This is a genomic window from Bradyrhizobium sp. Leo170, assembly GCF_004296405.1.
Lineage (GTDB): Bacteria > Pseudomonadota > Alphaproteobacteria > Rhizobiales > Xanthobacteraceae > Bradyrhizobium.
Genome location: NZ_PSRR01000012.1, coordinates 24447 through 50679, shown reverse-complemented (window position 1 = coordinate 50679; position 26233 = coordinate 24447). Strand labels below are relative to the sequence as shown.

General features: G+C 60.5%; 25 protein-coding genes and 2 pseudogenes. 15 read left to right on the top strand and 12 right to left on the bottom strand.

Annotation, left to right across the window (positions count from 1 at the left end; translation table 11 throughout):
- Positions 1-154 precede the first annotated feature (154 nt).
- Together CWO89_RS04325 and CWO89_RS04320 are read left to right on the top strand one after the other, a co-directional pair.
- Positions 155-2257, top strand: a complete 2103-nt coding sequence (locus tag CWO89_RS04325) for a PQQ-dependent dehydrogenase, methanol/ethanol family (RefSeq protein WP_245475714.1) — start codon at positions 155-157, stop codon at positions 2255-2257.
- Between the two features lie 307 nt (positions 2258-2564).
- Positions 2565-3359, top strand: coding sequence for a DUF899 domain-containing protein (locus CWO89_RS04320; RefSeq protein WP_165420995.1), 795 nt, complete (start codon positions 2565-2567; stop codon positions 3357-3359).
- A 16-nt stretch (positions 3360-3375) separates the two neighbouring features.
- Here the strand turns inward: CWO89_RS04320 and CWO89_RS04315 are convergent, their stop codons facing one another.
- A complete protein-coding gene (locus CWO89_RS04315; protein WP_130577424.1) occupies positions 3376-3906 on the bottom strand; it encodes a DUF992 domain-containing protein in 531 nt (176 codons plus the stop codon).
- A gap of 213 nt (positions 3907-4119) precedes the next feature.
- On the opposite strand from CWO89_RS04315, the gene CWO89_RS04310 reads away from it, so the two are divergent.
- The gene (locus CWO89_RS04310) at positions 4120-4380 is read left to right on the top strand and encodes a hypothetical protein (protein WP_349017004.1); all 261 of its coding nucleotides are present in this window, start codon (positions 4120-4122) and stop codon (positions 4378-4380) included.
- A 164-nt stretch (positions 4381-4544) separates the two neighbouring features.
- Here CWO89_RS04310 and CWO89_RS04305 read toward each other — a convergent pair whose 3' ends face one another.
- Positions 4545-6095, bottom strand: coding sequence for a serine hydrolase domain-containing protein (locus CWO89_RS04305; RefSeq protein WP_130577423.1), 1551 nt, complete (start codon positions 6093-6095; stop codon positions 4545-4547).
- A gap of 453 nt (positions 6096-6548) precedes the next feature.
- Between CWO89_RS04305 and CWO89_RS04300 the strand changes: the two genes are divergently transcribed.
- The 3 genes from CWO89_RS04300 (at position 6549) to CWO89_RS04290 (ending at position 9947) form a co-directional block, all read left to right on the top strand.
- Entirely contained in the window at positions 6549-7955 is a 1407-nt protein-coding gene (locus CWO89_RS04300; RefSeq protein ID WP_130577422.1) for a selenium-binding protein SBP56-related protein, read from the top strand.
- 77 nt (positions 7956-8032) lie between these two features.
- Positions 8033-8626: a hypothetical protein gene (locus tag CWO89_RS04295; protein ID WP_245475712.1), complete on the top strand. Its 594-nt coding sequence runs from the start codon at positions 8033-8035 to the stop codon at positions 8624-8626.
- A gap of 151 nt (positions 8627-8777) precedes the next feature.
- Positions 8778-9947: a LysM peptidoglycan-binding domain-containing protein gene (locus tag CWO89_RS04290; RefSeq protein WP_245475710.1), complete on the top strand. Its 1170-nt coding sequence runs from the start codon at positions 8778-8780 to the stop codon at positions 9945-9947.
- Positions 9948-9990: 43 nt separating this feature from the next.
- Here the strand turns inward: CWO89_RS04290 and CWO89_RS04285 are convergent, their stop codons facing one another.
- The 3 genes from CWO89_RS04285 to CWO89_RS45690 all read right to left on the bottom strand — a co-directional run bounded on the left by CWO89_RS04285 (position 9991) and on the right by CWO89_RS45690 (position 12085).
- Positions 9991-10956 (bottom strand): alpha/beta hydrolase, encoded by a 966-nt coding sequence (locus tag CWO89_RS04285; protein WP_165420993.1) that lies wholly within the window; start codon positions 10954-10956, stop codon positions 9991-9993.
- Between the two features lie 385 nt (positions 10957-11341).
- Positions 11342-11734: a c-type cytochrome gene (locus tag CWO89_RS04280; protein ID WP_130577419.1), complete on the bottom strand. Its 393-nt coding sequence runs from the start codon at positions 11732-11734 to the stop codon at positions 11342-11344.
- Positions 11735-11917: 183 nt separating this feature from the next.
- The gene (locus CWO89_RS45690; protein WP_165420992.1) at positions 11918-12085 is read right to left on the bottom strand and encodes a hypothetical protein; all 168 of its coding nucleotides are present in this window, start codon (positions 12083-12085) and stop codon (positions 11918-11920) included.
- 257 nt (positions 12086-12342) lie between these two features.
- Here CWO89_RS45690 and CWO89_RS04275 point away from each other — a divergent pair, with 257 nt between their 5' ends.
- The 4 genes from CWO89_RS04275 to CWO89_RS04260 all read left to right on the top strand — a co-directional run bounded on the left by CWO89_RS04275 (position 12343) and on the right by CWO89_RS04260 (position 16283).
- Entirely contained in the window at positions 12343-13029 is a 687-nt protein-coding gene (locus CWO89_RS04275) for a cyclase family protein (RefSeq protein WP_165420991.1), read from the top strand.
- Positions 13030-13080: 51 nt separating this feature from the next.
- Positions 13081-14091, top strand: coding sequence for a Bug family tripartite tricarboxylate transporter substrate binding protein (locus CWO89_RS04270; protein ID WP_130577417.1), 1011 nt, complete (start codon positions 13081-13083; stop codon positions 14089-14091).
- A 114-nt stretch (positions 14092-14205) separates the two neighbouring features.
- Positions 14206-15081: a bifunctional helix-turn-helix transcriptional regulator/GNAT family N-acetyltransferase gene (locus tag CWO89_RS04265; protein ID WP_130577416.1), complete on the top strand. Its 876-nt coding sequence runs from the start codon at positions 14206-14208 to the stop codon at positions 15079-15081.
- 113 nt (positions 15082-15194) lie between these two features.
- Complete coding sequence (locus tag CWO89_RS04260; protein ID WP_130577415.1) at positions 15195-16283, top strand: amidohydrolase family protein; 1089 nt, start codon at positions 15195-15197, stop codon at positions 16281-16283.
- 64 nt (positions 16284-16347) lie between these two features.
- Here the strand turns inward: CWO89_RS04260 and CWO89_RS04255 are convergent, their stop codons facing one another.
- Together CWO89_RS04255 and CWO89_RS04250 are read right to left on the bottom strand one after the other, a co-directional pair.
- Positions 16348-16857, bottom strand: coding sequence for a MarR family winged helix-turn-helix transcriptional regulator (locus CWO89_RS04255; protein WP_130577414.1), 510 nt, complete (start codon positions 16855-16857; stop codon positions 16348-16350).
- Positions 16858-17184: 327 nt separating this feature from the next.
- Positions 17185-18765, bottom strand: a complete 1581-nt coding sequence (locus CWO89_RS04250) for a porin (RefSeq protein WP_130577413.1) — start codon at positions 18763-18765, stop codon at positions 17185-17187.
- Between the two features lie 251 nt (positions 18766-19016).
- Between CWO89_RS04250 and CWO89_RS04245 the strand changes: the two genes are divergently transcribed.
- The 3 genes and pseudogenes from CWO89_RS04245 (at position 19017) to CWO89_RS04240 (ending at position 20483) form a co-directional block, all read left to right on the top strand.
- Positions 19017-19505, top strand: coding sequence for a MarR family winged helix-turn-helix transcriptional regulator (locus CWO89_RS04245; RefSeq protein WP_130577412.1), 489 nt, complete (start codon positions 19017-19019; stop codon positions 19503-19505).
- Between the two features lie 18 nt (positions 19506-19523).
- Positions 19524-19700 (top strand): annotated as a pseudogene (locus CWO89_RS47565) (helix-turn-helix domain-containing protein); the annotation flags it as partial.
- Between the two features lie 39 nt (positions 19701-19739).
- Positions 19740-20483 carry a substrate binding domain-containing protein gene (locus CWO89_RS04240; RefSeq protein ID WP_245475711.1) on the top strand — a complete coding sequence of 248 codons (744 nt, stop codon included), beginning with the start codon at positions 19740-19742 and terminating at the stop codon, positions 20481-20483.
- Between the two features lie 183 nt (positions 20484-20666).
- Here the strand turns inward: CWO89_RS04240 and CWO89_RS04235 are convergent, their stop codons facing one another.
- Entirely contained in the window at positions 20667-21173 is a 507-nt protein-coding gene (locus CWO89_RS04235; RefSeq protein WP_130577410.1) for a hypothetical protein, read from the bottom strand.
- 382 nt (positions 21174-21555) lie between these two features.
- Here CWO89_RS04235 and CWO89_RS04230 point away from each other — a divergent pair, with 382 nt between their 5' ends.
- A complete protein-coding gene (locus CWO89_RS04230) occupies positions 21556-21777 on the top strand; it encodes a DUF6894 family protein (protein WP_130577435.1) in 222 nt (73 codons plus the stop codon).
- Positions 21778-22349: 572 nt separating this feature from the next.
- On the opposite strand, the gene CWO89_RS04225 is transcribed toward CWO89_RS04230, so the two are convergent.
- From CWO89_RS04225 to CWO89_RS04215, 3 genes and pseudogenes are all read right to left on the bottom strand, one after another.
- Positions 22350-22616 (bottom strand): hypothetical protein, encoded by a 267-nt coding sequence (locus tag CWO89_RS04225; protein ID WP_130577409.1) that lies wholly within the window; start codon positions 22614-22616, stop codon positions 22350-22352.
- A gap of 127 nt (positions 22617-22743) precedes the next feature.
- On the bottom strand, positions 22744-22947 hold the full coding sequence (locus tag CWO89_RS04220) for a CsbD family protein (protein WP_130577408.1): 204 nt from the start codon (positions 22945-22947) through the stop codon (positions 22744-22746).
- 430 nt (positions 22948-23377) lie between these two features.
- Positions 23378-24090, bottom strand: a pseudogene (locus tag CWO89_RS04215) (DNA helicase).
- Positions 24091-24408: 318 nt separating this feature from the next.
- Between CWO89_RS04215 and CWO89_RS04210 the strand changes: the two are divergent.
- Positions 24409-25410: a S41 family peptidase gene (locus CWO89_RS04210; RefSeq protein ID WP_130577434.1), complete on the top strand. Its 1002-nt coding sequence runs from the start codon at positions 24409-24411 to the stop codon at positions 25408-25410.
- 571 nt (positions 25411-25981) lie between these two features.
- Here CWO89_RS04210 and CWO89_RS04205 read toward each other — a convergent pair.
- On the bottom strand, positions 25982-26161 hold the full coding sequence (locus tag CWO89_RS04205; protein ID WP_130577407.1) for a hypothetical protein: 180 nt from the start codon (positions 26159-26161) through the stop codon (positions 25982-25984).
- Positions 26162-26233 lie beyond the last annotated feature (72 nt).

Genomic DNA, 26233 nt, shown 5'->3' with positions numbered 1-26233 from the left:
GACCAACGCAAGCCGTGGGCGCGGGCATCGCTTCTCGGTGAGCGCGCAAGCACTCGTAAGCCAGGGACCACACGTGGCGCTATCAAACGTAGAGAGTGAATCGCTGGAGACGACGCCGGGATATCGGTTCAAGATCCAGAGCTCCTCCAGTAACATAAAAGTTGTTCTTGCAGCTCTCCTTGGTCTTTCCCTCCCTTTCAACGCGTCGGCGCAGAGCGTCACCAACGCGACGCTCGACCGCATCAAGGCGAGTACCTCGGCGGTCGACAGCAACTTTATCAAGGCAAACGCGACAATATCCAAGGATTGGCCAACCATCGGCCTGGACTACGCGGAAACGCGGTTCAGCAAGCTCGATCAGATCAACACCGACAACGTGAAGAACCTTGGCTTGGTCTGGAGCTACAATCTCGAATCGTCGCGGGGCATCGAAGCAACGCCCGTCGTCGTCGACGGCATCATGTATCAGTCAGCGTCTTGGAGCGTGGTCCATGCCATTGACGCGCGGACCGGGAAAAAACTCTGGTCGTTCGATCCAGGTGTCGACCGGTCAAAGGGCTATAGGGGCTGCTGCGACGTGGTCAACCGTGGCGTCGCCATTTACAAGGGCAAGGTATTCGTGGGGGCCTATGACGGGCGCCTGATCGCGCTCGATGCCGCGACCGGCGCGAAGGTCTGGGAAAAGGACACGCTGATCGACCACGAGCACTCCTACACCATCACGGGCGCTCCACGCGCGTTCAACGGCAAAGTCGTGATCGGCCAAAGCGGCGCCGAGTACGGTGCGCGCGGCTATGTCACGGCGTACGACACCGAGACGGGTAATCAACTCTGGCGCTGGTTCACTGTGCCCGGGGATCCATCGAAGCCGTTTGAGGACGCTTCGATGGAAGCCGCGGCCAAGACGTGGGACCCGGCAGGCAAATACTGGCTCAATGGTGGCGGCGGCACTCCGTGGGACACGATCACGTTCGATCCCGACCTGAACATGGTCTATGTCGGCACTGGAAACGGCGGTCCCTGGAATCGCAAAATCCGTAGTCCGTCGGGCGGCGACAATCTCTACCTCGCCTCGCTTGTCGCGCTCAACGCCGACACAGGCCAATATATCTGGCATTACCAGGAGACGCCCGGCGACAATTGGGACTACACGTCAACCCAGCCGATGATCCTCGCTGACATTGTGATCGACGGCGTACTGCGTAAGGTGATCTTGCACGCGCCGAAGAATGGTTTCTTCTTCGTCGTCGATCGTACCAACGGCAAGTTTATCTCGGCGAAGAACTTCGTCGATGTGAATTGGGCGACGGGATACGACGCCAACGGGCGGCCCATCGAGCTACCGGCTGCGCGCGGTGACGATCCATACGACTCCATTCCCGGGCCAGACGGAGCTCACAATTGGCACCCAATGTCGTTCAATCCCCAGACCGGCCTCGTCTACATTCCAGCGCAGCACCTACCGCTTAGTCTGACGCCGGAAAAGTCGTTTACGCAGAATGCAGCTACGCCGGGAAAGCTTGGCTCCATATTGGGTGGGAATGTCGGCGTCGTTTTCAACAGCACGCCTCCGAAGTCGTCTGCATTTGGACGACTGCTCGCTTGGGATCCGGTGCATCAAAGGGAAGTCTGGCGAGTCGAGCACGTGTCGCCGTGGAACGGCGGTACGCTGACCACCGCGGGCAACCTGGTTTTCCAGGGGACAGCGGATGGCCGCTTCGTCGCCTATGACGCAGCAACGGGAACCAAGCTGTGGGAAACTCCGACCGGCACCGGCGTGGTCGCGGCTGCCGCAACTTACATGATCGATAACACACAGTATGTTTCGATTGCGGTCGGCTGGGGCGGCGTTTTCGGCATTGCGCACCGAGTGACCGAGTACCAGAACCCGGGAACGGTCTATACATTTGCGCTGGGCGGCAAGGCGAAGCTGCCGGAGTTCGTGAAGTATCAGACCGAGGGTCTCCTGCAGGGAGTGAAGTACGATCCGAAGGATGTCAAGGAAGGCGGTGACATCTATGTCGCGGCCTGTGCAGGCTGCCATGGTGTGCCTGGTGTCGACCGCGGCGGCAACATAAGAAATCTCGGCTACGTTCGCGCCGAAGAGATCGCCAATCTGAAGGACAACGTCTTCCACGGCCCGTTCCGCGACAAAGGCATGCCTGATTTCACCGGCAAGCTGACGGAAGCGGACGTTGTGAAAATCCAGGCCTTCATACAGGGTACTGCGGACACCGTCAGGCCGAAGCGCAATTAACTGAGCTTAAGCCGCCGGTTGGGCCTTTGAATCGCACACGGCTTGCACGCCGCCGATCGTGCGCGATCCCTTGAGATGCTGTTTGCGATATCATCGCCCGCACGTGCGTCCGAGCTGAAAATCGGTCAAACCATCGCTATGTCCGCTGTCAGCTCGAACCAAATAGCGCCACACTTGTTACTCCCACCGTTCGATCTCCGGTGCCAAGCTGGCTCATGACCAACGACGAGCCATGAGCGGCGAATGGAAACGCGCCTCGCGCCACGAGGCGCGCGAATTCGGCCAAATCCAGGAGGTTTCAAGAGCCATGAACACATCGACAGAGTACGGACGGAAAGGCGGCCAGCCCGCCATGCACGCACCACCGGTCGTATCGCCGCAGGAGTGGGAAGCGGCCCGCCAGCAGTTGCTCGCGAAGGAGAAAGCACAGACCCGCGCCCGTGACGCGCTCGCCGCCGAGCGCCGGCGCATGCCGTGGATGGCCGTGGAAAAGGCGTATGCGTTCCAGGGGCCCGCGGGCAAGGCCAGCCTGCTCGACCTGTTCGACGGCCGGCGTCAGCTCATCGTCTATCGCGCCTTCTTCGAGCCAGGCGTGTTCGGCTGGCCCGACCACGCCTGCCGGGGCTGCTCCATGGTGGCCGACCAGGTCGCCCACCTCGCCCACCTGAACGCCCGTGACACCACCCTCGTCTTTGTCTCACGCGCGCCGCAGGCGGACATCACGCGGCTGAAGGCGCGGATGGGATGGCAGATGCCATGGTTCACCATCACGGACAGCTTCGACGCCGACTTCGGCGTGAACGAGTGGCACGGCACCAACGTGTTCTACCGCGACGATGACCGCGTGTTCCGCACCTACTTCATCAACAACCGCGGCGACGAGCAGATGGGAGGCACCTGGAACTACCTCGACATCACGCCGCTGGGCCGGCAGGAGGTCTGGGAGGACTCGCCCGAAGGCTATCCCCAGACCCCCACCTACAAGTGGTGGAACTGGCACGACAACTACGTCGCCGACGCCGCGCCCGACAAGAAGTGGGTCGAAGTGTCCGATGCCGGAGAGAAGGCATTCCGGAACACGGACGCCGGCACTAAGCCATGAGCCGGGCCTATACCAGTCACTGAGCCCTGCGCCGGGCGGGCGGCGCAGCGGCCGGCCGCAGCTCCATATTGGAGACGCCCGCGGCAATGTTCAGGCCGGTCTGCGCCTGCACGGACACCGGCTGCAAGGTGACCGTGCGGTCCGAGCCTCCGACCAGGACGTTGGCGCCCACGCCGGCGCCAACTGTGCCGCCGGCGGTCGCACCCACATAGGTTCCCGCCAACGCGCCGCGGCGCAGTGTTGTCGGCGCAAAAACCGCCCATGTCAGTTGGCCGCCGGACGTGGCGCCAATGTCGATTCCGAGCGTGCTGACGGTGCCATCATAAGGCTCGCGTGCCCTGCCCTTCGCCGACGTAAGGATGCAGCTCAGTTGCCGCTGTCCCCCGACGATCATTCCAACCCCGGGTGATATGCTGCAGGTGAGCGTGCCGACCTTCGTTCGCCCGGCCTCCTGTGCCGTGCCCGGGACGATGCCGAGCGCGAGCGCCAGGACGCATGCGGTTGCGAAATCATTCAGCGTTGTTCTGTTCAGCGTTGCTTTGTTCATAGGCGGCCTTCCATTGACGCATTCCGATGGCCCCTCAACGCGGCCAATATCGCGATGTTCCCGCTCCTCGCAAAGTCGAGATGTAAGCGCGTTCGGAAATCGCTGCGTGAGACATCGGAGCCGTGATTGACTTCATTTGCTTGCCCGCGACTGCAAGCTCACGATGAACAAGTGTTCATGAGCGTGACCAAATGGTCACGGAAGTTTCGTTGAATGGCCTTGCCGATCGCCTACGTTTCTTTCGAAACGGGAGGACTTTCCATGAAGCAGTCGCAGCATCTTTTGGATAACGCGGTGATCTGTTCAAAGCTTGCAAAGCGCACAACTGACAAACAGACGAAAACTTACTTCAAGCGCTTGGAAGATTCCTGGAGGGCCCTGGCGCGCGAGCAAGACTGGCTCGATGGAGAAATCACTCCGGTCGAAATATCCAGGCTTGGCCGCCGGACCGGCGTCGCGCAGTCCCTGTCGTGACGCTGAACGGACCGAATCGGCTCCTTGGTCGGCGAGATAGTCATGACCGTCTCGTCGACCACACCGACGCGAATACCCACTTCCGATATTCGACGGACACATCGCGCGGCTTGGGGCGCTCCATCTGTTGCAGGATCGGGCCCCGCCCTCGCAGCGGGCTGCATTTACTCGGTGCTCTCGCCTTGCAGCTCCGCCTTGAAGCCGTCGGTGTTTTCGAAATTCACCTTCACTTTGTCGCCGTCGAAGGTCAGCGCCCAGGTCTGGATTTCGCCATGGCCCAGGATCCGGCGCTCCATCACAAACGTATCTTCGCTGGTCCAGCGTCCTCTTGCGGCATTGATCCCATACTGCGCCGGAGGGCTCTTGCGATAGAATCCATCTAGGCCGACCAATCCTGTAAACCGGCCGTTTCCCTTGTCGGTATAGGTCGTGATGACCCATGAGGAATCCGACTCGTAGAAATTCAGCGTGAAGCTTTTCAACCGCAGCCTGTTGTCGAAGAAATGATAGACCTTTCCCGAAACCGCCTTGGCCAGCTCTGGCGTGCCGCCGATGGCGCATGGTTTTTCCGTCGCGGCTCGACGTATCGCTTCAGTCAACAACGCCTTGGCGATGGGATCCTCGGGCAGCGGCTTATCGGATTTGACCGCGTTTGAAATGTCGTCGATCAGCCCGGAGGCCGAATAGAATTCGGTGTCCCGCAGGGCTCCGGTCATAACGACGATAACATCGAGCCTCGGTATGATGAGGATCAATTGCGAATGCCGGCCGCGCGCCATGTAGGCGCCCTTTTCGGGATACGACCACCACAGGTTTCCGTAGCGGAATCCAAACGTCGCGGCCACGGGCCCGGACTTCGCCCTCTCGACCCATGAAGCCGGGATAAGCTGTTTTCCTTCCCACTGCCCGTTGTGAAGATACAGGTATCCGATCCTGGCCATATCGTGAGGCGCGAGATACAGGCCCGCTTCGCCGTCCGACACACCCTGCGCATCCACATTTCCCCATCGGGCGCTGTGGATGCCCAGCGGTTCGAACAGTTCCTTCTTTGCAAAATCAAGGGCGCTCTGCCCGGACTTCCTGTTGATGAGCGCGGACAGCAGATACGGGTTGCCACCATTGTAGTTGAAACTGGCGCCGGGCGCGCCAGCCATCGGCTGGTTCAGCACGAAGGCTGTCCGATCGGGGCTTTCGTACATCTTCATGATTGTCTCGCCGGGGCGATAGGCCTTCTCCAGCCATTCGATGCCCGATGTCATGTCGAGAAGGCTTTGCACCGTCATCGCCTTTTTCCGGTCATCGACGTCCTGGATTTGCTTGTCTGAAAACAGATCGATGACCGGGTGATCAACGCTATCAAGGTCGCCCTTTTGCAGCTCAATAGCGGTCAGCGTGCCGACGACGCTCTTGGTCACTGATCTCAAATCGTGGCTGACCCCGGCGATGTACGGAGCGTAGTAGACATCAGCTACGATCTTTCCGTGGCGAATGATCGTCAGGCTGTCCTGCTGATAAGTGCCGACGTGCTCTATCAGCCGGACAAGACTCGCCGAGTCCATCCCCTGTTCTTCGGGGCTCGACGTCTGCCAGGATTTTGTCGGCCAGAGGACTTCCCGGGGACCTTCATCGTCAGTTGCCGCAGCGGGCCGGTTGAATGCGCCAAAGGACTGCAAGCTCGCGACTAACGCGACAAGCGTCAGCATTTTGAAACGCATTGGACCCTCCCGGTTCACGCCTGTCGCCGAACTCTGCTTTTATCAATCATAGATTGAAATCCGGGTGAGATCGAGCCCGAATGAACGCAGGCTCGGCTCTTAGCAACCAACCTTCGAATTGACGACGGAAATGGCTTAGGGATTATCAAGTTCGAGCCTCGTAGCCCGGGTGGAGCGCCAGCGTAACCCGGGTGTTTGCATCAGCGTGTGCAAGTGGCCCCGGGTTACGCTGCGCTTCACCCGGGCTACGATATTACGATACTACCCGTCTCCATTCACGGCAGAATGTCGCGAGTGTGCCCGCAAGCATATTCCTAGCGGGCGCGCGATGCCGTAAGCTGGCTTTGCCAACCCTCGCCCGCGGAGTCCTGATCGCAAGTCCCAACGCAAGCTGCCACCCTCGCTCCGCGCGTCCGAGCCGCTGGCGCAAGCCGACATAACCCGGAGGAAGTCATGACGATGAGACCGGACCCCACGTTCCATGCGTCGCCGAAGCTTGCCATGGAAGCGCCGCCGGAGGATTTTGCCTACACGCTGTTGCTCAGCCCCGATTTCTCGAAGCCCGACGCGCTCGCGGTGATCGACGTCAAGCCGGGCTCAAAGACCTACAGCCAGATCGTCCATACCGTGACGATGCCGAACAAGGGCGATGAATTCCATCATTTCGGCTGGAACGCCTGCTCCTCCGCGCTGTCGCCGCTCGCGGGACACGCCTTTGTCGAACGCCGCTATCTCATCATCCCGGGACTACGGTCCTCGCGGATCTATATCGTCGATACGAAGCCAGATCCGACGAAGGCGAAGCTGCACAAGATCATCGAGCCCGAGGAAGTGTTCGACAAGACCGGCTATTCGCGGCCGCACACGATCCATTGCGGGCCGGACGGCATTTATGTCTCGACGCTCGGCGGCAGCGGCAAGGATGGCACCAAGGGGCCTCCCGGCATCTTCATCATGGATTGCGAGAGCTTCGACGTGCTCGGGCGCTGGGAGATCGATCGCGGCCCGCAGACGCTGCATTATGACTTCTGGTGGAATCTGCCGCGCGACTACATGGTGAGCAGCGAGTGGGGGCTGCCGCCACAATTCGAGAACGGCATCGTCCCGGGAGATCTGCTGTCGAACAAATACGGCCACAGGCTGCATTTCTGGGACCTTCGCGCCCGCCGCAACGTGCAGACCATCGATCTCGGCGCCAACCACCAGATGGCGCTTGAGATACGTCCTGCGCATGATCCGGTCAGGGAATATGGCTTCGCCGGCGTCGTCGTCGACACCACCAATCTCGAAGGCTCGATCTGGACCTGGTGGCGCGAGGGCGGCAAGTTCCACATCGAGAAGACGGCGACGATTCCCGCCGAACCCGCGCCAAAGGAAAAACTGCCGCCGTTGTTGCAGGGCTTTGGCGCGGTGCCGCCGCTGGTGACCGACATCGATCTGTCGATGGACGATCGCTTTCTCTACGTCGCCTGCTGGGGCACCGGCGAGATGCGCCAATACGACGTCCGCGATCCCAGGAAGCCGAAGCTTGCCGGCTCCGTGCATGTCGGCGGCATCGCGCGCCGCACGCCTCATCCCAACGGAAAGGCTTTCGCCGGCGGTCCGCAGATGGTCGAGATCAGCCGCGACGGCAAGCGGGTGTACTGGACCAACTCGCTCTACTCGAGCTGGGATGACCAGTTCTATCCCGACGGCGTGCCGGGCGCGAAGGTGATGGCCAATGTCGGGCCGCAGGGCGGACTGGAGCTCGCCCGCGATTACTTCGTGAGCTTCCCCGATGGCTACCGGGCGCATCAGATCCGCCTTGAAGGCGGCGACTGCTCGACGGACTCCTTCTGCTATCCGTCGGTCTGGAATTGAACGAAGCAGGTTCGCCCATCCTCTGGCTCTGGCTTGGCATCGTCGCGAGCGGCCTCTATCACGGGATCAATCCCGGCATGGGCTGGCCGCTCGCGGTCGCCGCGGGCCTGATGGAGAAATCCCCGCGCGCGCTCGTCAGTGCGCTGTTGCCGCTGTCGGTCGGTCACCTCTTGGCGATGCTGCTGGTGCTGCTGCCGTTCGCGCTCCTGATCGCGCTGGTGGAGTGGCAGCGCCCGATCCAGGCCGGCGCCAGCCTGCTCGTCATCGCCTTCGGCGTCGCGCGACTGCTCAGGCCTCGCCATCCCCGCGCGCTAGCACGGATACCGCCGACACAACTTGGCCTGTGGTCGTTCGCGGTCGCGATCGCCCATGGCGCCGGGCTGATGATCGTGCCGCTCTATCTCGGGCTTTGCCTGCCCTCCGGCATCCATGATGGCCATGAGGCAGCGGCAGGCGTCGTCAACCAGAACCTCGCCATGGCGCTGCTGGTCGCCCTGGTCCACACCGCAGCCATGATCAGCGCCGGCGGATGCCTGGCGTGGCTGGTGTATCGTTATCTCGGCGTGAGGTACGTGGCGAGAAGCTGGTTCAATCTGGAGACGGTCTGGGCGGTGAGCCTAGTCCTGGTTGGGGCCATTGCACTCGCGATCAATCTGGCGGATTGGCACTGAGGAAGCGCCGATTAGGTCAGCCCGGCTGACCAATCCGCAACGCTACTTAACGCTACTTGAAGGCTACTTGATGGACCGAACAGATGGGAGCACTGTTCCCGCCATGCTGCGCCTCGCGCCATCAAGCGATTCGGCCAAACGGATGAACATCATGAGCGCCACGTCGATAAGCCGAATGGTCGTGCCGATGCTGGCATTTGCCATTGCCGGCGTCGTCGCGCTGTTCTTCCTCATTCCTCCCGCGCGGCAAACGCCACCGGTCGACACCAGCTCTGCCACGACTTCTGCGCCTGCAGCGCAGGATTCGGCATCGGGCAAGCGCGATCAGGCACCATCGGCTCTGTCGGCCCTGCAATCGGAGGCTGCGAACCTCGCAACGGCGCTTACCGGCCTGCCTCCCGCGCCGGGTAGCAGCGAGGGCACGCCCGAGTTCGACGTCGTCCGCATCGAACCAACAGGCGAAGCCGTGATCGCGGGCCGCGCGACGCCGGGTGCGACGGTGGAGCTGCTCCGCAACGGCGAACTGCACGATCGCATCGTCGCCGATCAATCGGGACAATTCGCAATGATCCCGCGCCCGCTGCCGCCGGGGAATTACGATCTAACCCTGCGCGTCAAGCAGCCCGACGGCAAGGAGACCGCGTCCAAGCAGAGCGTCGCGGTGGCGCTCGAGCCCGCCGGGAAGGAGCAGCCGATCGTGGCGCTGATAGCGCCGGATAAACCTGTGAAGGTCCTCTCGCAGGATCCCGCCCCGACGCCGGGAGCGGAGCGCGCGATCGTCGTGGAAGCGGTCGAGACCGAGCCGGGCGGAAAGCTCCGTGTCAGCGGTCGCACACACCCCGGCGCCGCGGTGAGGCTCTATCTCAACGACAGCTTTGTCACCGCCGTGACGTCGGACGACAACGGACGTCTCTCGGTCGCGATCAATGCCGGCGTAGCGGCGGGCAATTACCGGATCAGGCTGGACGAGGTGGAGGCTGCTTCCGGCGCCGTCCGCGCGCGTGCCGAGGTGCCGTTCAACGTTCCGGGCACGCTGACGACCGCCTCCTTGCCGGCGCAGGCCAAGCCCTCGGAAGCCGCCGCGACCAAGCTGGCCGCTGCCCAGACGACCGCTCCGTCCGACAAGGGCTCACCCTCCGCCGTGGTGGTGCAGAAGATCACGACCGCCACCGTCTCCCGCGGTGACAGCCTCTGGCGCATCAGCCAGCGCGCATTCGGCGCAGGGCAGCGCTATGCTGTCATCTACCGGGCGAACAAGGAGCAGATCCGCAATCCCAACCGGATCTATCCCGGCCAGATCTTCGTCGTGCCGACGCACTGAAACCGATCGAGCATGATCCGATTGGACGGAATCGGATCATGCTCTAGCGATGAAAAGCGGACCGAAGGCCGTCGGACACGCGCTGAACTAGCACCGTCCCCGCATCGAGCACGCCTGCGACCAACAGCAGCCCGTGAATCATCCCTGGCCAGCAATAGTGGTCGATCGGAACCCCGGCGTCGCGGAGCCTGGCGGCGTACGCGTTTCCCTCGTCACGCAACGGATCGAATTCGGCAGTGATGATCAATGCCGGCGCCAACCCCGCGAGATCAGTCGCGTAGGCAGGTGAAACCCGTGGATCGGTGCGATCGATGCCTGGCGGGAGATAAGCATCATACCAATCGAGCATATCGTCTCGCCGCAATCCGTACGTGCCGGTCCCAAGTTCTTGCCAGGATTTGCTCGATACCGTCGTATCCAGGTTGGGATAGAGCAGAACCTGCATGCTCAAGGGCAACCCTTCGGTTCTTGCCTTCTGTGCGACCCATGCCGCGAGCAATCCACCCGCACTGTCGCCTCCCACTGCGATGCGTCGCGGATCGACATTGATTTCAGTTGTACGGCTCAACCACTGTAGCGCAGCCCAGACATCCTCATTCGCCGCCGGGTAGGGATGCTCCGGAGCTAACCGGTAGGCCACCGACACGACCAGGCAAGCGGCGCGGTTTGCCAGCGCAGCAAGAGCGGTATCGTAGTTGTCCAGACTTCCAGCGACAAAGCCGCCGCCGTGACAGTACAGCAGCGCTGGCGCAGGAAGCGCGAGTTCTCGCTGGGGTATATAGACACGTGTCATCAGCTTACCGGGAGCACCGGGAATGAAAGCTTCCCTCATCCCGATTGGCTCGGGCGGGAACCCGAGTTGAGCGATGCTGGTCATTCTCGTGCGCACAGCGGCGATCTTTTCGTCAGCGGAAAGGGTCGTCCCCAATGTTAGCGTCCCAGCGGCGTGCAATTTCGCCAGAAGCTCCGCGACTTGTGGATCGAGAGTGGCATGCGTATTACCGTTCACTCGCGCTTCCTTCATATGGTGGTGAATGCTCCGCGCGGTACGCCACGCAGTGAGGCGACGATAATCCAAGGCTCAAAGGATTGTGCGCGAAAAAGCGTTACCGCTGTAGCGCGTTCCGGATCATGATCCGATCAATCGGATCATGATTTCATCGCTTTGCCCGCGCATGATCTCCGCGCTAACGCTTCGGACTTCTCGCTAGAGCATGATCCGGAACAGTGGAGACCGGTTTTCCCTCGCGACAAACGCGAAGCGTTTGCGCGGAGATCATGCTCAAACAAAGAGCTAGAGCGGGATGACGCTTCGAAGAAAAGTCATCACCTCTAGGCGAAACCGGTTTCCACTTTTCCGGAGCATGCTTGTCGTGCCGGGAAAGTGGCGCGGCTCATTGGCTCGATGACTTCAGGAAGGCAATTATCTTCGCCTTGTCCTCGGCAGAACGGACTCCAGTATAGGGCGTCATGCCGTTGCCCGGCACCAGGGCATCCGGATTTTCGATGAAGCGTCCGAGCTTGTCTTCGTCCCACACGAAATCAGCAGATTGCATCGCCTCGGAGTAGCGATAATTCGGCAATGAGCCAGCCTTCCGGCCGACGATGTTGTGCAGATGCGGACCGACGCGATTGTCACCCTCTTTCGTGGTGTGGCAGGTCCGGCAGGAATTGTTGAACAATTGCTGTCCCGATGCGTCCGTGCCCTGCGCCATCGGTTGCCCGGAAGCAAATGACGCGAGTAGCAACGTCGTCCCGCCGAGGGCGATGATGAACTGCCGCTTCATTCGTGTGACCTCGCGGTGAGACAATGGCGCCACCATCACCGGGATGGTCTGCCGTCAACGCCCGAACGCTTCGATAGGTCCGCGCCGCCATTGATCGCGCAGGCCGACTCGGCGCAACGTGAGGGATGGCTTTTCTCACTGCAAGGGCTGGCGCTGACAATACGAGAGGGACGTCCGTGCGCTCTACGCCTTGATATCGACGGCAACAGCGTCGCGTTCGACCTTGTTCTTGGCCGCGAAAACGTCAAGGACGGCTTCGTTGATGATACGAGGCGGGGCCTTTTCCATCTGATGGGCGAGAAGCTGAACCCTCGCCTTCGTCACTTCGACAGGTACGGGGTAGATGAGCATGCTGCACCTCCGGTGCGGAGGCTGCGCTTGCAGGTGTTTACGGATTGTAAATGGATGAGGTTAACGCCTCGCGGGCTCGCCGATTCGTTCGCATTGTAATGACGCATTGAGGGGAGCCTTCACCAAACGTAGGATGGCGGGACCAGGCACGCCGCCGAATGCGCATCGAGGACGTCCGACGCCAAAGGACAAGCTCATTCAGCCGGCCATGCACACATGCCGTTCGTCCGCAGTTCCCACCCAGGAAGGTGCACCTCATGAAGATCGTCGACCTCAGCCGCGAGCTCTATCATCGTACGCCGAGCTATCCTGGCCATCCGCCGATCATACACGGCATGTGGAAGAACCATGAAGAAGCCTTGGCAGAGTCCGGAAATGTGTACGGACTGTCGTCGATGTTCATCTCGATGGCCGATCATGGCGGAACCCATATTGATGCACCGCGGCATTTCGGGCCACGAGGCATATCGATCGACCAGTACCCGCTGGAAAAATGCATCGTGCCGGGCATCTGCCTCGACCTGCGGCACATCGCGCCGCGCGCCGAAATCTCGCCCGCTGATCTTCAAACCGCCGTAAAGCAGTCCGCCGTCGGCGTGCCGAAAGGCGGCACGGTGCTGCTATGCACGGGTCATCACGAACGTACCTTTCCGCGCAAGGCCTATTCGACCGACAATCCCGGCGTGAACGTCGCCGCCACGGAGTGGCTCGCCAGCCAAGGCATCGTGCATTTCGGCATCGATTCGATGCGGCCAGGACCTGACAGCGACGTCAATCTGCTGGTGCACAAGGCGTGTCTCGATCTGGACATCACCCACATCGAAAGCCTCTGCAATCTCGAAGCGCTGCTGGGCAAGGGACAATTCACCTTCATCGGCCTGCCGATGAAGTGGCGCGAAGGCACGGCCTCGCCGATCCGCGCGGTCGCGGTGTTCGACATGTAGGGCGTTGAAGAAAAGTCATCCCGCTTTAGGGACAGAACAGGAAAAAGAAAAATGCAGGAGAGGAAACACAAGAACCGGTCGCGCCGGGAGATCCTGCACGCCGGCGGAACGTTCATCGGTCTGGTAACAGGCGCAAGCCTCAGGCCAGGACCAGCCGGCGCAGGAAGCTATCCCGACCGGCCGATCAAGATCATCGTGCCATTCGCGCCGGCGGGGCCGACCGACATCATCGCGCGCGTCCTCGCAACCCATCTCGGCCAGGCGATCGGCGGAACGGCGGTGATCGAGAACCGTCCCGGTGCGGGCGGCAATATCGGCATCGGGATTGCTGCGCATGCAGACGCTGACGGCTGCACGCTGCTCGTCACCTCGAGCGCCTATGTCGTCAATCCCGGACTTTATGCCAAGATCCCATATGATCCGTACAAGGATTTTGCGCCCATCGCCGAACTCGGTACCTCGCCGAACGTGATTCTGGTGTCCCCCGATCTCGGCGTGACTTCGATCGCCGATCTCGTCTCGCGTGCCAAGGCCGATCCGAACGAACTGAACTATGCGAGTCCCGGCGTCGGAACGACACCGCATCTGTCAGGCGAACTCTTCAAGATCGTCTGCGGGGCCAATATGACTCATGTGCCGTTCTCGGGCGCGGGGCCTGCGATCCAGGCGATCCTTGCCGGAACCACGCAGGTCGCTTTTGCGGCGCTGCCACCGGCGCATCCGCATATCAAATCAGGCGCGCTAAAAGCGTTGGCCGTGACCGGCGCGCATCGCTGGTTCGATCTGCCCGACGTTCCGACCATGGTCGAGCTTGGCTACAGAGATTTCATCTCGGACACGTTTCAGGGTTTTCTTGCGCCTGCGAAAACGCCGGTGGACATAATCGAATTGCTTTCGGCCAAGTCGATCGGGATCCTGAAGACACCGAAGATCGCTGAGCAGTTGCGCAATGATGGCTTCGAGGTCATCGCCAACGGACCCGAGGGCATGAGAAAGCGCATCGAAGACGAAGTCCCGAAATGGCGTGACGTCATTGCAAAGGCCGGCATAAAGCCGGCGTGACCGCGCCGGACGTGAGGACGGCGATTTCGGACCTGGATAGGGCACCGCGCGGAACGTCATCGCAAATCGCCTGTCCGGTTGACAGGACGAGTTATCTGACTAAAGTCAGATATCATGCCGCTCGACCCCATCGCGCGTGTCCGCCGCTTCAACCGTGCCGTCACCTCCGAGGTGGGCGCCCTGGACACGTCCTTTCTCGGGCGCGGACGCCCGCTCGGCAGCGCCCGCGTGCTCAACGCAATTGGGCATGGGCAGTCGGATGTCGCGGCGATCCGCGAGTATCTCGGGCTCGACTCCGGCCTGATGAGCCGCCTGCTGCGCGGCCTGGAAGACGAAGGCCTGATCGAGACCGTGCCGCATCCCGAGGATGCGCGGCGCCGCGTCGCCCGGCTGACCAAGGCCGGCCGTTCCGAATTCCGCGCTTATGAAGCGCTCTCCAACGCCCAAGCCAAAGACTTCCTGGCCCGCCACGCGCGGCAGGAAGAACTTCTGCGCGCGATGGACCTTGTCGCTTCCGCGCTGGGGCGCGGCCGCATCGTGCTCGAGGAAATGGACCCGAGGCGCGACGACGCCAGATATTGCCTCGGCGAATATTATGCCGAACTCGCGCGCCGCTTTGAGAAAGGCTTCGACGTCTCGCTGTCTCGCGATCCGGAGGCCGTGAATTTGATCCGCCCGCGCGGCGCATTCCTCGTCGCGATGTCGGACGGCTTGCTGATCGGCTGCGTCGGACTGAAGGGCGGTGGCGGCGAGATCGCGGAAATCAAGCGGCTGTGGGTCGCGCCATCAGCACGCGGCCTTGGGCTCGCACGTCGTCTCATGGAGGCGGCCGAGAACATCGCCCGCGAGTTGTCCATCAAGGTCCTGCGTCTCGATACGAACAGCGCGCTGCCCGAGGCGCAGCAGCTTTACCGCAACCGCGGCTGGAACGAGATCGAGCGTTTCAACGACGATCCGTATCCGGACACGTTCTTCGAAAAGCACCTCTGAAAAGAGCGCTCTAACCGCGGTTGCATTTGTGCGCCGCGCACCGGCTGCCTTGCTGAGGCCGCTTTTTCTACCTTACCTTGCGGGCTTCAAAAATAAAACTGGGAGGAACCCGCGTGACCACCCGTCGAAACTTCTTGAAGGGCGGCGCTGCCGCCAGCATCATGTTCTGCAGTTGCGGTCTGTTGCGGAGCGCGCACGCGCAGCAGCCGGCGCGCCAGACGCTGCCGGTCAGTGTCAACGGCAAGCGTGTGAAGACCATCGACGTTCACGCGCATTGCCAGATCCGGGAGGCCGGCGCACTGCTGGGCAACGATGCCGGCAAGATCCAGGTCCCTCCGGTGCGCGGCGCCGAGGAAGCATTCATCAGTCTCGATCAGCGGCTGGCGGCGATGGACGCGCAGGCGGTCGACATGGAAGTGCTGTCGATCAATCCGTTCTGGTACAGCCGCGATCGTGAGCTCGCCGGCAAAATCGTGCAGATGCAGAACGAAAAGCTCGCCGAGCTTTGTGCATCCAAGCCGGATCGTTTTGCCGGCTTCGCGTCGCTGACGCTGCAGGCACCCGATCTTGCGGTGAAGGAGCTGGAGACAGCGGTCAAGAAGCAGGGGCTGAAAGGCGCAGCCATCGGCGGCATGGTCGAGGGCATGCCGTTTTCCGATCCCAAATTTCACCCGGTCTGGGCCAAGGCTGAAGAGCTTGGCGTCCCCTTGTTCATCCATCCGCAGGGCATCGCGGAATTGAACAAGCATCTCGCCGGTAACGGCTGGCTCTCCAACCTCGTTGCCTACCCGACCGAGACCAGCATTGCGCTGGCGCACCTGATCTTCGAAGGCACGTTCGACCGTTTCCCCGGGTTGAAGATCATCGCCGCGCATGGCGGCGGTTATCTGCCTTCCTATGCGGATCGTGCGGATCACGCCTGCCTGGTCAGCCCGGCCAATTGCAATCCCGACATCAAGCTGAAGAAGCGGCCGACCGAATATCTCAAGCAGATCTATTTCGATTCGCTGGTGTTCTCGCCGGAGGCCATCCGGCATCTGGCCGCGCAGGTCGGCGCGTCCCAGCTCGTGCTGGGCAGCGACTATCCTTATCCGTGGCAGTTGCAGCCGGTCGACCACATCTTCGCATGCACGTCATTGAGCGATGAGAAGGCCGACATCCTCGGCCTGACCGCGGCGAAGCTGATCAACGTCCAGGCGTGATCGTCAGCCGGAATGACGCCGAGCAGCGGGACCAGCGGCTCATCAGCACGTTCGCAGCGAAGGCTCAGACGCTGCGGACTTGTGCTCCGTTCCGACGGATGCGCTCTTCGTCGGGACAATCTCGCCCTGCGAGTTTCCAGAGGCAGGAGAGAATCACCTTTGCCTCGGTTTCGTCGAGCCGCGCCATGACCCTTTTCTGATGGTCCCGGGCGCGCCGTTGCAGCACCTTCACGAGCTGATGGCCGCTCTTGGTAAGGTGGATCTGCCTGACGCGGGCATCTTGCGCGACCTGGGTGCGCTTGGCTAATCCGCGCTGTTCCAGGCTGTTGAGGGTCGGAACGATCCTCGGGCGCTCCACTTCAAGGCTCTTGGCGAGATCAGCCTGGTTGATGCCGGGGTTCTCCGCCACCACCACAAGCACCAGGAATTCCGCAGCCGTTACGTCGGACTCAGCGAAACACTGAAGAATTCCCTCAAAGACCGCCAGTTGCGCCCGGTGGAGGGCATAGCCCAGGGAACCGTCAAGGTAAGACATTTCTGCTGATTCATTATGCTCGCGGGACAGGATGGGCATAACCGACGGCGTCCCCGACTGCTCCTTATGGAAGCGACCCTAGAGCGCCGACAGGGCGCGGAATGCTGCATCGGCCGCCATAGGAAACGCCAGAGCGAAAATCGAAATTCACCGGCTAGTTCTGCATAAAATATGAGCAAATGCGGAACCGGACGCAACAACAATATGTCGCGCGGACACCATGTCACGTGAACAATATGTCATGCCAAAAGGAAAGACCTCCGGCGGGGCATCGCCGGAGGTCCCTGGAGGTCAACACGAAGAACTGTTTGCGGCAGGTCTCTGTTGACGTTGGTAGAACCGCAGGCGTGCTGCGGCTCTTTGTCCTCAGAAGTTACGCTGCGCGCGGAGCTGGAGCAGGAAGGTATCCTGGTCCTTGAACTCGTAGCGGGCGGCCGGCTTGGGCGCCGACGGGCCCAGGACGGCGGTGCCCTGGAAGCTCTGGTCGAGGTGGAACCACTGGAATTCGGCCGAGAAGGTCAGGTTCTTGACCGGGGTCCAGCGAGTGACCGCACCGAGCTGCGACACGTTGAAGTTCGGGTTGCAGACGAAGTCCGCGCTGACCGCCTTGGCCGGCGTGGTGTAGTTGAGGCACATGAACGCCTTCGCCGCACCATCATACCGGACTGCCGAATAGCTGCCGAAGACGCTGGTCGACCAGTAGGGATCCCAGTTGTGGTTGAAAGCGCCGCGGATGCCGAAGGCTTCCGTCAGATGCAGCGATCCGTCGCCGCCGGCCGCGACCGGCAGGTAGACGCCGTCGGTGGTGGCACCGAAGCCGATGCTCTGGTAGGCGCCCGCGCCGCCGCCGCCGAACATCGCGAAGCTCGGCGAGGCTGACGAGGAGGAGATCACGTACTTGGTCGCGCCCTTGGCGTAGCTGACGTCGAACTTGATGTCGTCGCCGGGGCCGGTCGGGATGTTCTTGATGTTCACGCCGATCATCGCCGCGCCACCCCACTTGGTGTCAGGGTGACCGGAAAGCTCGGACGCTCCGGTCGGTGCCGCACCCGGCAGACCCACGCCGCCGGCTGGCGCGCCAGCCGCGTTGAGCGTGTTGTAGGAGCCGCTCACTTCATGCGCCGCGGCCGAAATCTGGAACAGACCCCAAGCCTGGTCGACGCGGATGTTGCCGACCACGTCAGGCGAGTGAACGCCCGCATAGGCGTTGCCCGAGTTGAACGTCGCGTTCAGAGGCAGCGACAGGTTGTAGACCGCGGTGCGATCCCAGACCGTCGGATCGTCCAAGCCGATGCTGGCCGACACGCCGTTGCCGAACTGCGCGGTGTACTGGATGTTGTTCACACCGGTGTCGGTGTTCTGGCCGCCGAGCAGGTTGGAGTTGATGTTGCCCGGGAAGCCCTGCCACGGAGTAGCGTAGGCGGAAGCGGACTTACCAAACGTGAAACCGGCAAACTGAATGAAGACGTATTCGACCGCGACATAGCCGCCGCCGGGAGTGTCGAGCAACTGCGAGCCGGCAACCGGCAGGCCGGTATTGATCGAGTTCGGGTTGTAGGTGCTGCCGCCGAGCGTCGAGAACTGGAAGTCGGCCTGGCCGAAGGTGCGGACCACGCCATATTCGGTGGCGGTGCGGGTATCGATCGTCAGCGCCATACGGGAACGAGCGGCGAAGTAATCGCGATAACGGTTCCCCTGACCGATATCGCCGTTCCACGCCGGCGTGCCATGGATACCGCCGTTGAAGGTGGCGTCCACGCGCAGATAGCCGCCGATCTTCATGCAGGTGTCGGTGCCCGGGATGTACCAGAAGCCGGCGCCGTACAGCGAGCAGACCTTCACATATTCGACGGCCTTCGCCTTCACCGGAAGATCGGCCGCCTGCGCGCCCGCCAGAGTGATGAGGCTTGCGGCCCCACCAAGTACGAATGTCCTAACGACAGTCATTTTATTGCAACCTCCTGATCTGACGGACTGGTGTCAGTCGAAGCGGAACGAGCGGCCTGAGACCCATCGCTCTCGCGTAATGCCCAATTACAAGTGTCCCAAGCTGACGGAAAATTTATCGCGTCGAGCCGACCAGCCCCCTTGCCCGAGCATAAGTAACGAACTTATTTGTCATGATCTAGATAACACCATTACCAAATGACAACAAAATCGATCTTGTTGCAGCCAAGATACACTCGGTGACATGACCAATGAACGGAGCAGATGTATTCGCAATGAGGAAGCGAGACTCTATTCGACAGTTTGGTCGGGAAATAGCGTCGCTCCACGCATCTCTTGATGAACTCTATCAGTCCTGGGCGAAAACGCTCGGAATCACCGGCCCGCAATGGAAGATCATGCTGATCCTCGCCGATGCCGGCGATGACAGCGGGTTGTCGGTCGGCAAGGTTTCGAAAATTTTGAACGTCGAAGCGTCGTTTGTCACAACGCAGTCAAAAATCCTTGAGAAAGAGGGCTTAATCCAGAGAAAGACATCGCGACGAGACGGACGAATCGTCAACCTGTCGCTGACGCATCGAGCGTTGGAGCATCTGGAAGGATTGGCGCCGCGACGAGATTCATTGATTGAATTTATCTTCGCGGAGTTCGCGCCCGGCGAACTCGATGAGCTCAGTGGAAAACTATTCTCTCTCAAGGAAAGGCTGGAGAAAGCGCGTCTGCAGGTGGCGGAGCCTTAGAGAACAGGCGCACCGGCGATGGACCTTCTCGGCAGCCTCGGCATTCTCGTACGCGTAGCGGAAGTTCTTTCGTTTTCCGCCGTCGCGCGCGAGCGTGATGTGAGCCAGGCCGCGGTCGCCCGCCAGATTTCGCAGCTCGAAGAGCACTTCGGCGTTCGCTTATTCCATCGCACCACGCGAAAGATCAGCCTCACCGATGACGGACAGATGCTTGTCCTCCTCGCGCGACCGATATTGGACGGCGTCGAGGGCATGCTGACGGCCGTGGGACGACAGAGCGCCTCTCCCATCGGACTGGTCCGCGTCGGCGTGACCGGCACCGCAGCTCGCTTCCTCGCGCGCCGTCTGCCCGAGTTGCTGGCGGATCACCCGGGGCTGAAGGTCGAGCTGGTGGTGAGTGATCGGATTGGTGACATGATCGAAGATCGTCTCGATCTTGCGATGCGCGTCGGCGAAATCGCCGATGCATCGCTGGTCGTTCGTCATGCCGGCACGATTTCGCGCGTCGCCGTGGCGGCACCGAGCTATGTCGAAAAGCATGGCGCACCTTCCTTGCCCGCCGAACTTGCACAGCACACCTGCATCGTCCACGCCACCAGCCAGCATCCGGATATGTGGACGTTCGTGACCAACAAAGGCACCCAGCAAATTCGCGTATCGGGAGGATTCCTCGCCAACGACGCCAGCGCGGTGCATCTGGCGGCGAGAGATGGATACGGGATTGCCTATCTCGCGCTGGTCGATGTGTTCGACGATCTGCGCAGCGGCCAGCTCGTCCGCGTCCTGAACAACTTCCCGTCGCCGAACATTCCGTTCAGCCTGGTCTACTCCTCACGTCGGCATCTTGCGCCGCGCACGCGCGTGGTGCTGAATTTCATCCTGGAGGAGCTGCGAGAAATTCGCGCGTTGCTTTCCGAGGACCCGAGCGAGATCCGGGACCAGGGAAGCGACCGAAGCTCTCCAGCTCTCAGCGTGTGAAAGCGCGGGCCGCCGAAGCAGACCCGCACTGTCGTTAGAGGTTCAGGATGGACGAAGCGTCAGTCGCAGCGAAGCTGCCGATTGTCCGCTGCTGCAACGGCCCGCGATCCGGATTTCTGAGACCGAACCCGCGGAGCACATTGCGAAGCACGACCGCCTTCCATTGCCGCGTAGGCGCTGGCGTCATTCACAAGCTTGTTTGCGCTCGCGCCCGAATTCAGCACATCCGAGTTGGGGTAATAGAATGCCCGCAGGCCGGGCTCCTGAATCGCTTGCTGCGCGAACACCGGCGCCGCCGCCACAGCCGAAAGCAGCATGGCCGAAGCGACTGATATCTTGAGGCTGGTCATCTCGTTTCTCCGTAAAGTCCTTGGTGAGGATCACGGCAGCAATCATCGCCCACGCAACAGCGTGGTTCTGGTAATCGTTTGAGGGACATGCCCGCCTGACTCGCAATGGCTGCAACTGATCTGACAAGAGAGCTATCGCGGAACACCGATTCGGAAAAAGTGCGCCGCGCTTGAAAGACTTGTGCGCAAATCGCAGAAATCGCACCTCGTCGCAGATATGCGCCCCGAGGACGGCGACTATTGATCGCTTCCCATCGAACGATGGAAGAAGAAGGCCTTGAACCACTCCGTAGAACATCAATGCGAGACCAGCTTCAAGGATTATCAGGACTTGCTTCACTGGTCGGTGTCGATGAGGAACTTTGCACCTAGCCCGAAGGTTATCGTGAGACATCATTGGGAGAAGCGAATGTCAAAAAGCAAGCTCTCCATACTGATCGCCGCAGCTCTCGCACTCGCGCCAATTCAGGTGTTTGCGCAAGGCGTCGGCAGTCCACCGCCGCCCAGGCCTGGCGACCCGGCCGCCGCAACAGGCGCCGTGGGCGGGAGCGCCCCGCCACTCAAACCTGGAGCCCGGACCGGCGGTACACCCGGAAGCGTGGGCAGCCCACCACCACCCAGGCCGGCGCCCCCGAGCGGTGACAAAAAAGGCGACTAGCACGCCCAGGGCGGGGCGCGCTGTTTGATTTAGGAACAAGCAAGCCGAATTGCAGTTGGCCGACATGCCCAGGTATTTCTTCCATCTAGCTGGCCAAATCGAAGCTCATGACCTGTCCGGCCATGCGTGTACGAATGACGACGAGGCCAGGGATCACGGGAGCTTCATCGCTCACAGGATCGGAACGGAAAAACCGGAGATGGTGCGCGAAGGAAACTTCATCTTGGTGACAAATGAAGAGGACACCGAGATTGTTCAAATTCCTCTGGCTTCAACGACGGTCTAGAGGATCGGTTCTTTCCCTGAAATTGTATCGCGAGCGTCGGCATCGTCGTTGCGAGGCACCTTGCCTTTGACTGTTCTGCATACGGCTCCACTTCGTTCTCAAAGAACGAATCGATATCGGAAGAATCAGTCCCGACAGAGTCCTAACGATTGGTTTCGGCCGGGCTTGCGGACGGCGCGAACAGTCACGCGTTGATCGAAATCTGCGCCTCGTATTGTCCGGCTTTCTCGAACAGAGCATTGCGGGCAGAACATGCCAGCCAAGCGCCGAGAGCGATCGTTCGTTCCCATTTCCGATCTCCAACAAAACGCCCCGTATGAGAAAAGCCCCCGCTGGCCAGCAACGGAGGCTCTTTTAGGACTTGAAGGGCCCGCGCAGTATCTTGCGGATTAGAGCGTTTTCGAGCGAAGTGGACACCGGTTCGCGTGAAGAAAACGCGTCAAAGCAAGAATCGAGAGCTTCGGTTCTGATTCAATCAGAACCGAAAATGCTCTAGTAGAATGCCCGCCTGGCGGCCCGACTGCCTTTCCAACTTCTTCGGCTGTTACCGGCTGTCTTCACCAGCTTTCCAGTCAGTCGTTGTCATGATGGATGACGGTTTTCTCGCGAGATCCGTCCTCGTTTTCTTTCTTGATGACCGTCGTTCTGTCGGTATCGCGAGGCTCACGCTCTTTGATGACGGTGGTCCGATCGCGGTCGCGGTGATCGCGAGGCTCACCAATAGTGACGCCACCGCCAACCGGTCCGGCCTGAACCCCAACCCCAACGCCAACGTCTTCAGCCAGAGCGGGGGCGGCAAACAATACGATCATGGTGGCGGCAAGAAGGTAGCTCCTCATCTCATTCCTCCATTCCGATTGTGGACGAAGAACGTGCCGGTGCGACATTTTGTTCCTGTCCGGAAGGAGGTCGAAACTTGGATCTTCCGATCAAAAGTAAGCCCCGCAAAAGCGGGGCTTCTTGAAGTTACCAGTTCTGACGACCATACCAGTCATCGATCTCTTTTCTGGCCTGGTCCTTCGCATAGCCGTAGCGTTGCTGCAAACGTCCTTCGAGTTGGTCCTGCTTTCCCGCGATGACGTCGAGGTCATCATCGGTGAGCTTTCCCCACTGCTCCTTGACCTTGCCTTTCATTGCCTTCCAGTTGCCCTCAACGCGATTCCAATCCATTGCTCTCCTCCTTGGACAAGTAGTGAGCCAACCCGATATTGCGCGCTTTTGTTCCAACAGGGCGGCGCGAGGCAGCGCGGCGGCGGAGAGTTTCGCAAGCGCGCAATTCTTCGCCCAAGAGGGACAACACCAGTTTCCTATCGCGACCGCGAGTTTGTTCAAAAGTGCACAGAGACGAAGAAGAAACAAAGTTGGATGGCATCGCCTTGTTCTGCATCTGACTTTACTTCGTTCTCAAAGAACGAATCGAAGCCGCGAAAATCGGTCCCAACAGAGTCCTAACGATTGGTTTCTGTCGCGCGTCGCGACGGCGCAAACAGCCGCCAAATGCATCATTGGCGGTATCAGAAACGGATGGAACGGGACGTTGCGGCCCTGTCGCGCGCGATCGATTTGGCACACGACAGGAGCAAGACCGAATTGGCCCGCGCTAGCTCACGGCCCGGAACTGGACCTCACCTTTGTTCAAGAAGCAGGTCTTGTTGAACAGCCGCAAGTCCAGCGGATTGGGCAGCCGGACATCGCCAATGTCAGGACACGTCTTCCTCGCCGGATCGTATGATCGATCGATCTGCGAGACGAAGACGATGATGAGCCCCCGGTCTCGCGCGAACGATTTCAGCACGCGAACCTGCTCTGCCAATCCGGGGTTTTCACGTCTCTGATCCAGCAATTGCAGATAGTCCACCACCACCAGGGTGCCGCGAGCCGCTGTCGCCAACATCCTTGTGATGTAATCGGCACTTATCGCGTCGGAGCAGTCGAGCTCGAACAGTCCGTCGAACCGCGCGTACTCCGCCCCGATTGCCTGGAAGCGATCCAGAACGTCTTTTTCCGTATATTCCAGCGTGAAGAACACGGCGCGATTGCCGGCTTTCATGGCTTCGACGGCGAGCTCAAGACTCATCAGCGTCTTGCCTTGGCCCGGGCGCGCGCCCACCAGCACCAGGTCACCAGGCTTCAATCGCGCAAGCAGCTTGCCAGCAGGCCTGGACGCGGACAGCTTCGCCGCAAGCAGGCTCCAATCGCTATAGCCTTCCTGAAGGGCTATGCGATTCAGCGCGACATGGAGTGGAATACCTTCCCCGCGGGATAGTCGTTTGGCTTTGTGCTTCAATGGTAAATCGGCGCAGACAGCTTCATCGGCAACCTCCTATTGCGAGCAATCTTCGCAATCCCTCCTTATGCTTGGCGCTCGAACAGTCGGTTCGATGATCAGGTGGCCCGGTATGAGTGATACTTTCCCGATCGGAGGGGGGAGGCGTGGGCCGCGCTCGAATCGGATGATAGCTTAATCCGTGGGGGACGGAAATCGCACGCGGCCGGTCCGGCGAACGCGGTTGGCTCGCGATCAATCGTCGGCAAGCGCGGCTTCGGCACTCTGTGGCGATTAGCGTTCGCCACAGATCTGTCCTAAAATTGGCACCTGTTGTAATGAATCCGACCGTAACCGGGAGCCAGATGCTGTATCGTCGATCGTCATTTCTTATCGCCTGCTTCGCGACAATTTCTACACTTGTGGCCGCGCCATCAACGGCAAGTGCCGAGGTGGCTTCCGATACGGCGCAAAGCGTGCTCTTGGATCAGACAACGGTCAGAAAGGTGATCGGCGGCATCGCTGTCGAGTTGCGCGAGGGTTATGTGTTCCCGGATGTGGGCATGCAGGCGGCGGATGCGCTAGAGAAGGCATTGAGAACGAACGCCTATGCCGGCGTAACCGATCCAGCTCAGTTTGCGCTGCAACTGACCGAGCAACTCCGTGCGATCACCAACGACAGCCATATGAGGGTGATCTTTGGCTCGCCGTTCCGTAACCAGCCTCCGCCGACCACGCCGCAGGATGCCGGCTTTGAGGTGAAACGATTAGACGGCAATATCGGATACATCCACTTGGCGCGGTTCGTTCCGCCCGAGGTCTTTAATCCGGCAGCCGACGACGCCATGCGTAACCTGTCGGACACCGCCGCGCTCATCATCGACATGCGGGACAATGGCGGCGGACATCCGGCGTCTGTAGCCTACCTTGTCAGTTTCTTCCTCGATCCCGGCAAGCGTGTTCATATCAACGACCTCATCTGGCGCAATCGTGGGACTTCGACTTTCAGAACGGAGTCGTTTTGGAGTTCATCGACGCCGGTGCACTATCTTGGCAAGCCCGTCTATGTGCTGGTTGGCCCAAAGACTTATTCGGCGGGTGAGGAGTTTGCCTACGACCTGCAAATGCTCAAGCGCGCAACTGTGGTTGGCGCAACAACACGCGGAGGAGCGAATCCAGGCGGTCTGAATGAACTAGGTTCCGACCTCTTCGTTGTCGTGCCGACTGGCAGGGCTGAAAATCCGATCACGCACAGCAACTGGGGAGGCGTCGGCGTGCGCCCTGACGTTCAGGCTGCGCTTGAGGCCACTCAACAAACCGCCGTAGCTCTGGCGAAGGGCCAGCCAGCGACGCCGTTGGCAAGATAGGGGAATGGCGTTGCCCTTTGGGCCGCGCTCTCGGCTCCGCCGGAATCACGCCTGCGGCGCGTTTCCGCCATTCGACTTCAATCGCCATATGGCGGAGGGAGAGAAACTAGAAAGAAACTTGCTCGAACGCTGCGGCTGAGGTCCTCTCCCTAAGCGAGAATAGCAAGAATCCAGGATTCTCGGTGTTACATGGACGACCAAAACTAGCCTCGAATTCCGACTTTCACCGACCTCAGGAAACCGAGTGACGTTAAAGCTTCTGCATTACGGTCGGCGGGCGCCCAACCTGCAGGCCCTCGCTGGTAGAAACTGATGGCGGTGACCGCAAACCGAGCTGCTGAGGGGCAGGTCCTGCCCGAAAGGGTCCTTATGTGCCCCACACATCATCAACTCACCGAGAAGCAGGAAATCACGGCTTACAAGTGGTTGCGGCCGGAGGGGATGCAGATCAGCCACATGAAACCTGCGGGCCGGTTTAGGTCTCCGCCGAGGCAACGCCAACTCGGAAATGCCTCCTTAATCGCGTAGCGATCTTTCTGCGATCAGTGCTGGACGGGGCGCAATTTGCGAATCATCCGATGAGCCAGCGCCCCTTATGGATATCGAACTTGACCAAGCCTTCCTCTCGCATTTTCAACAGAAGCGATTGGCAAGTTTCCTCATTCACGACATTGGCACGTTTCATGACTTCGTAGAGTTTGAGCGGCTTCTCACGGAGTGCGTTCAGGATGTTTTCGCGATCATTCAGCACAATCGGAGTCCTACGTCATAGAAATCACTGAGGATAGGAAAGCTGATCCTCGGTAACTACTCGCTCAATATT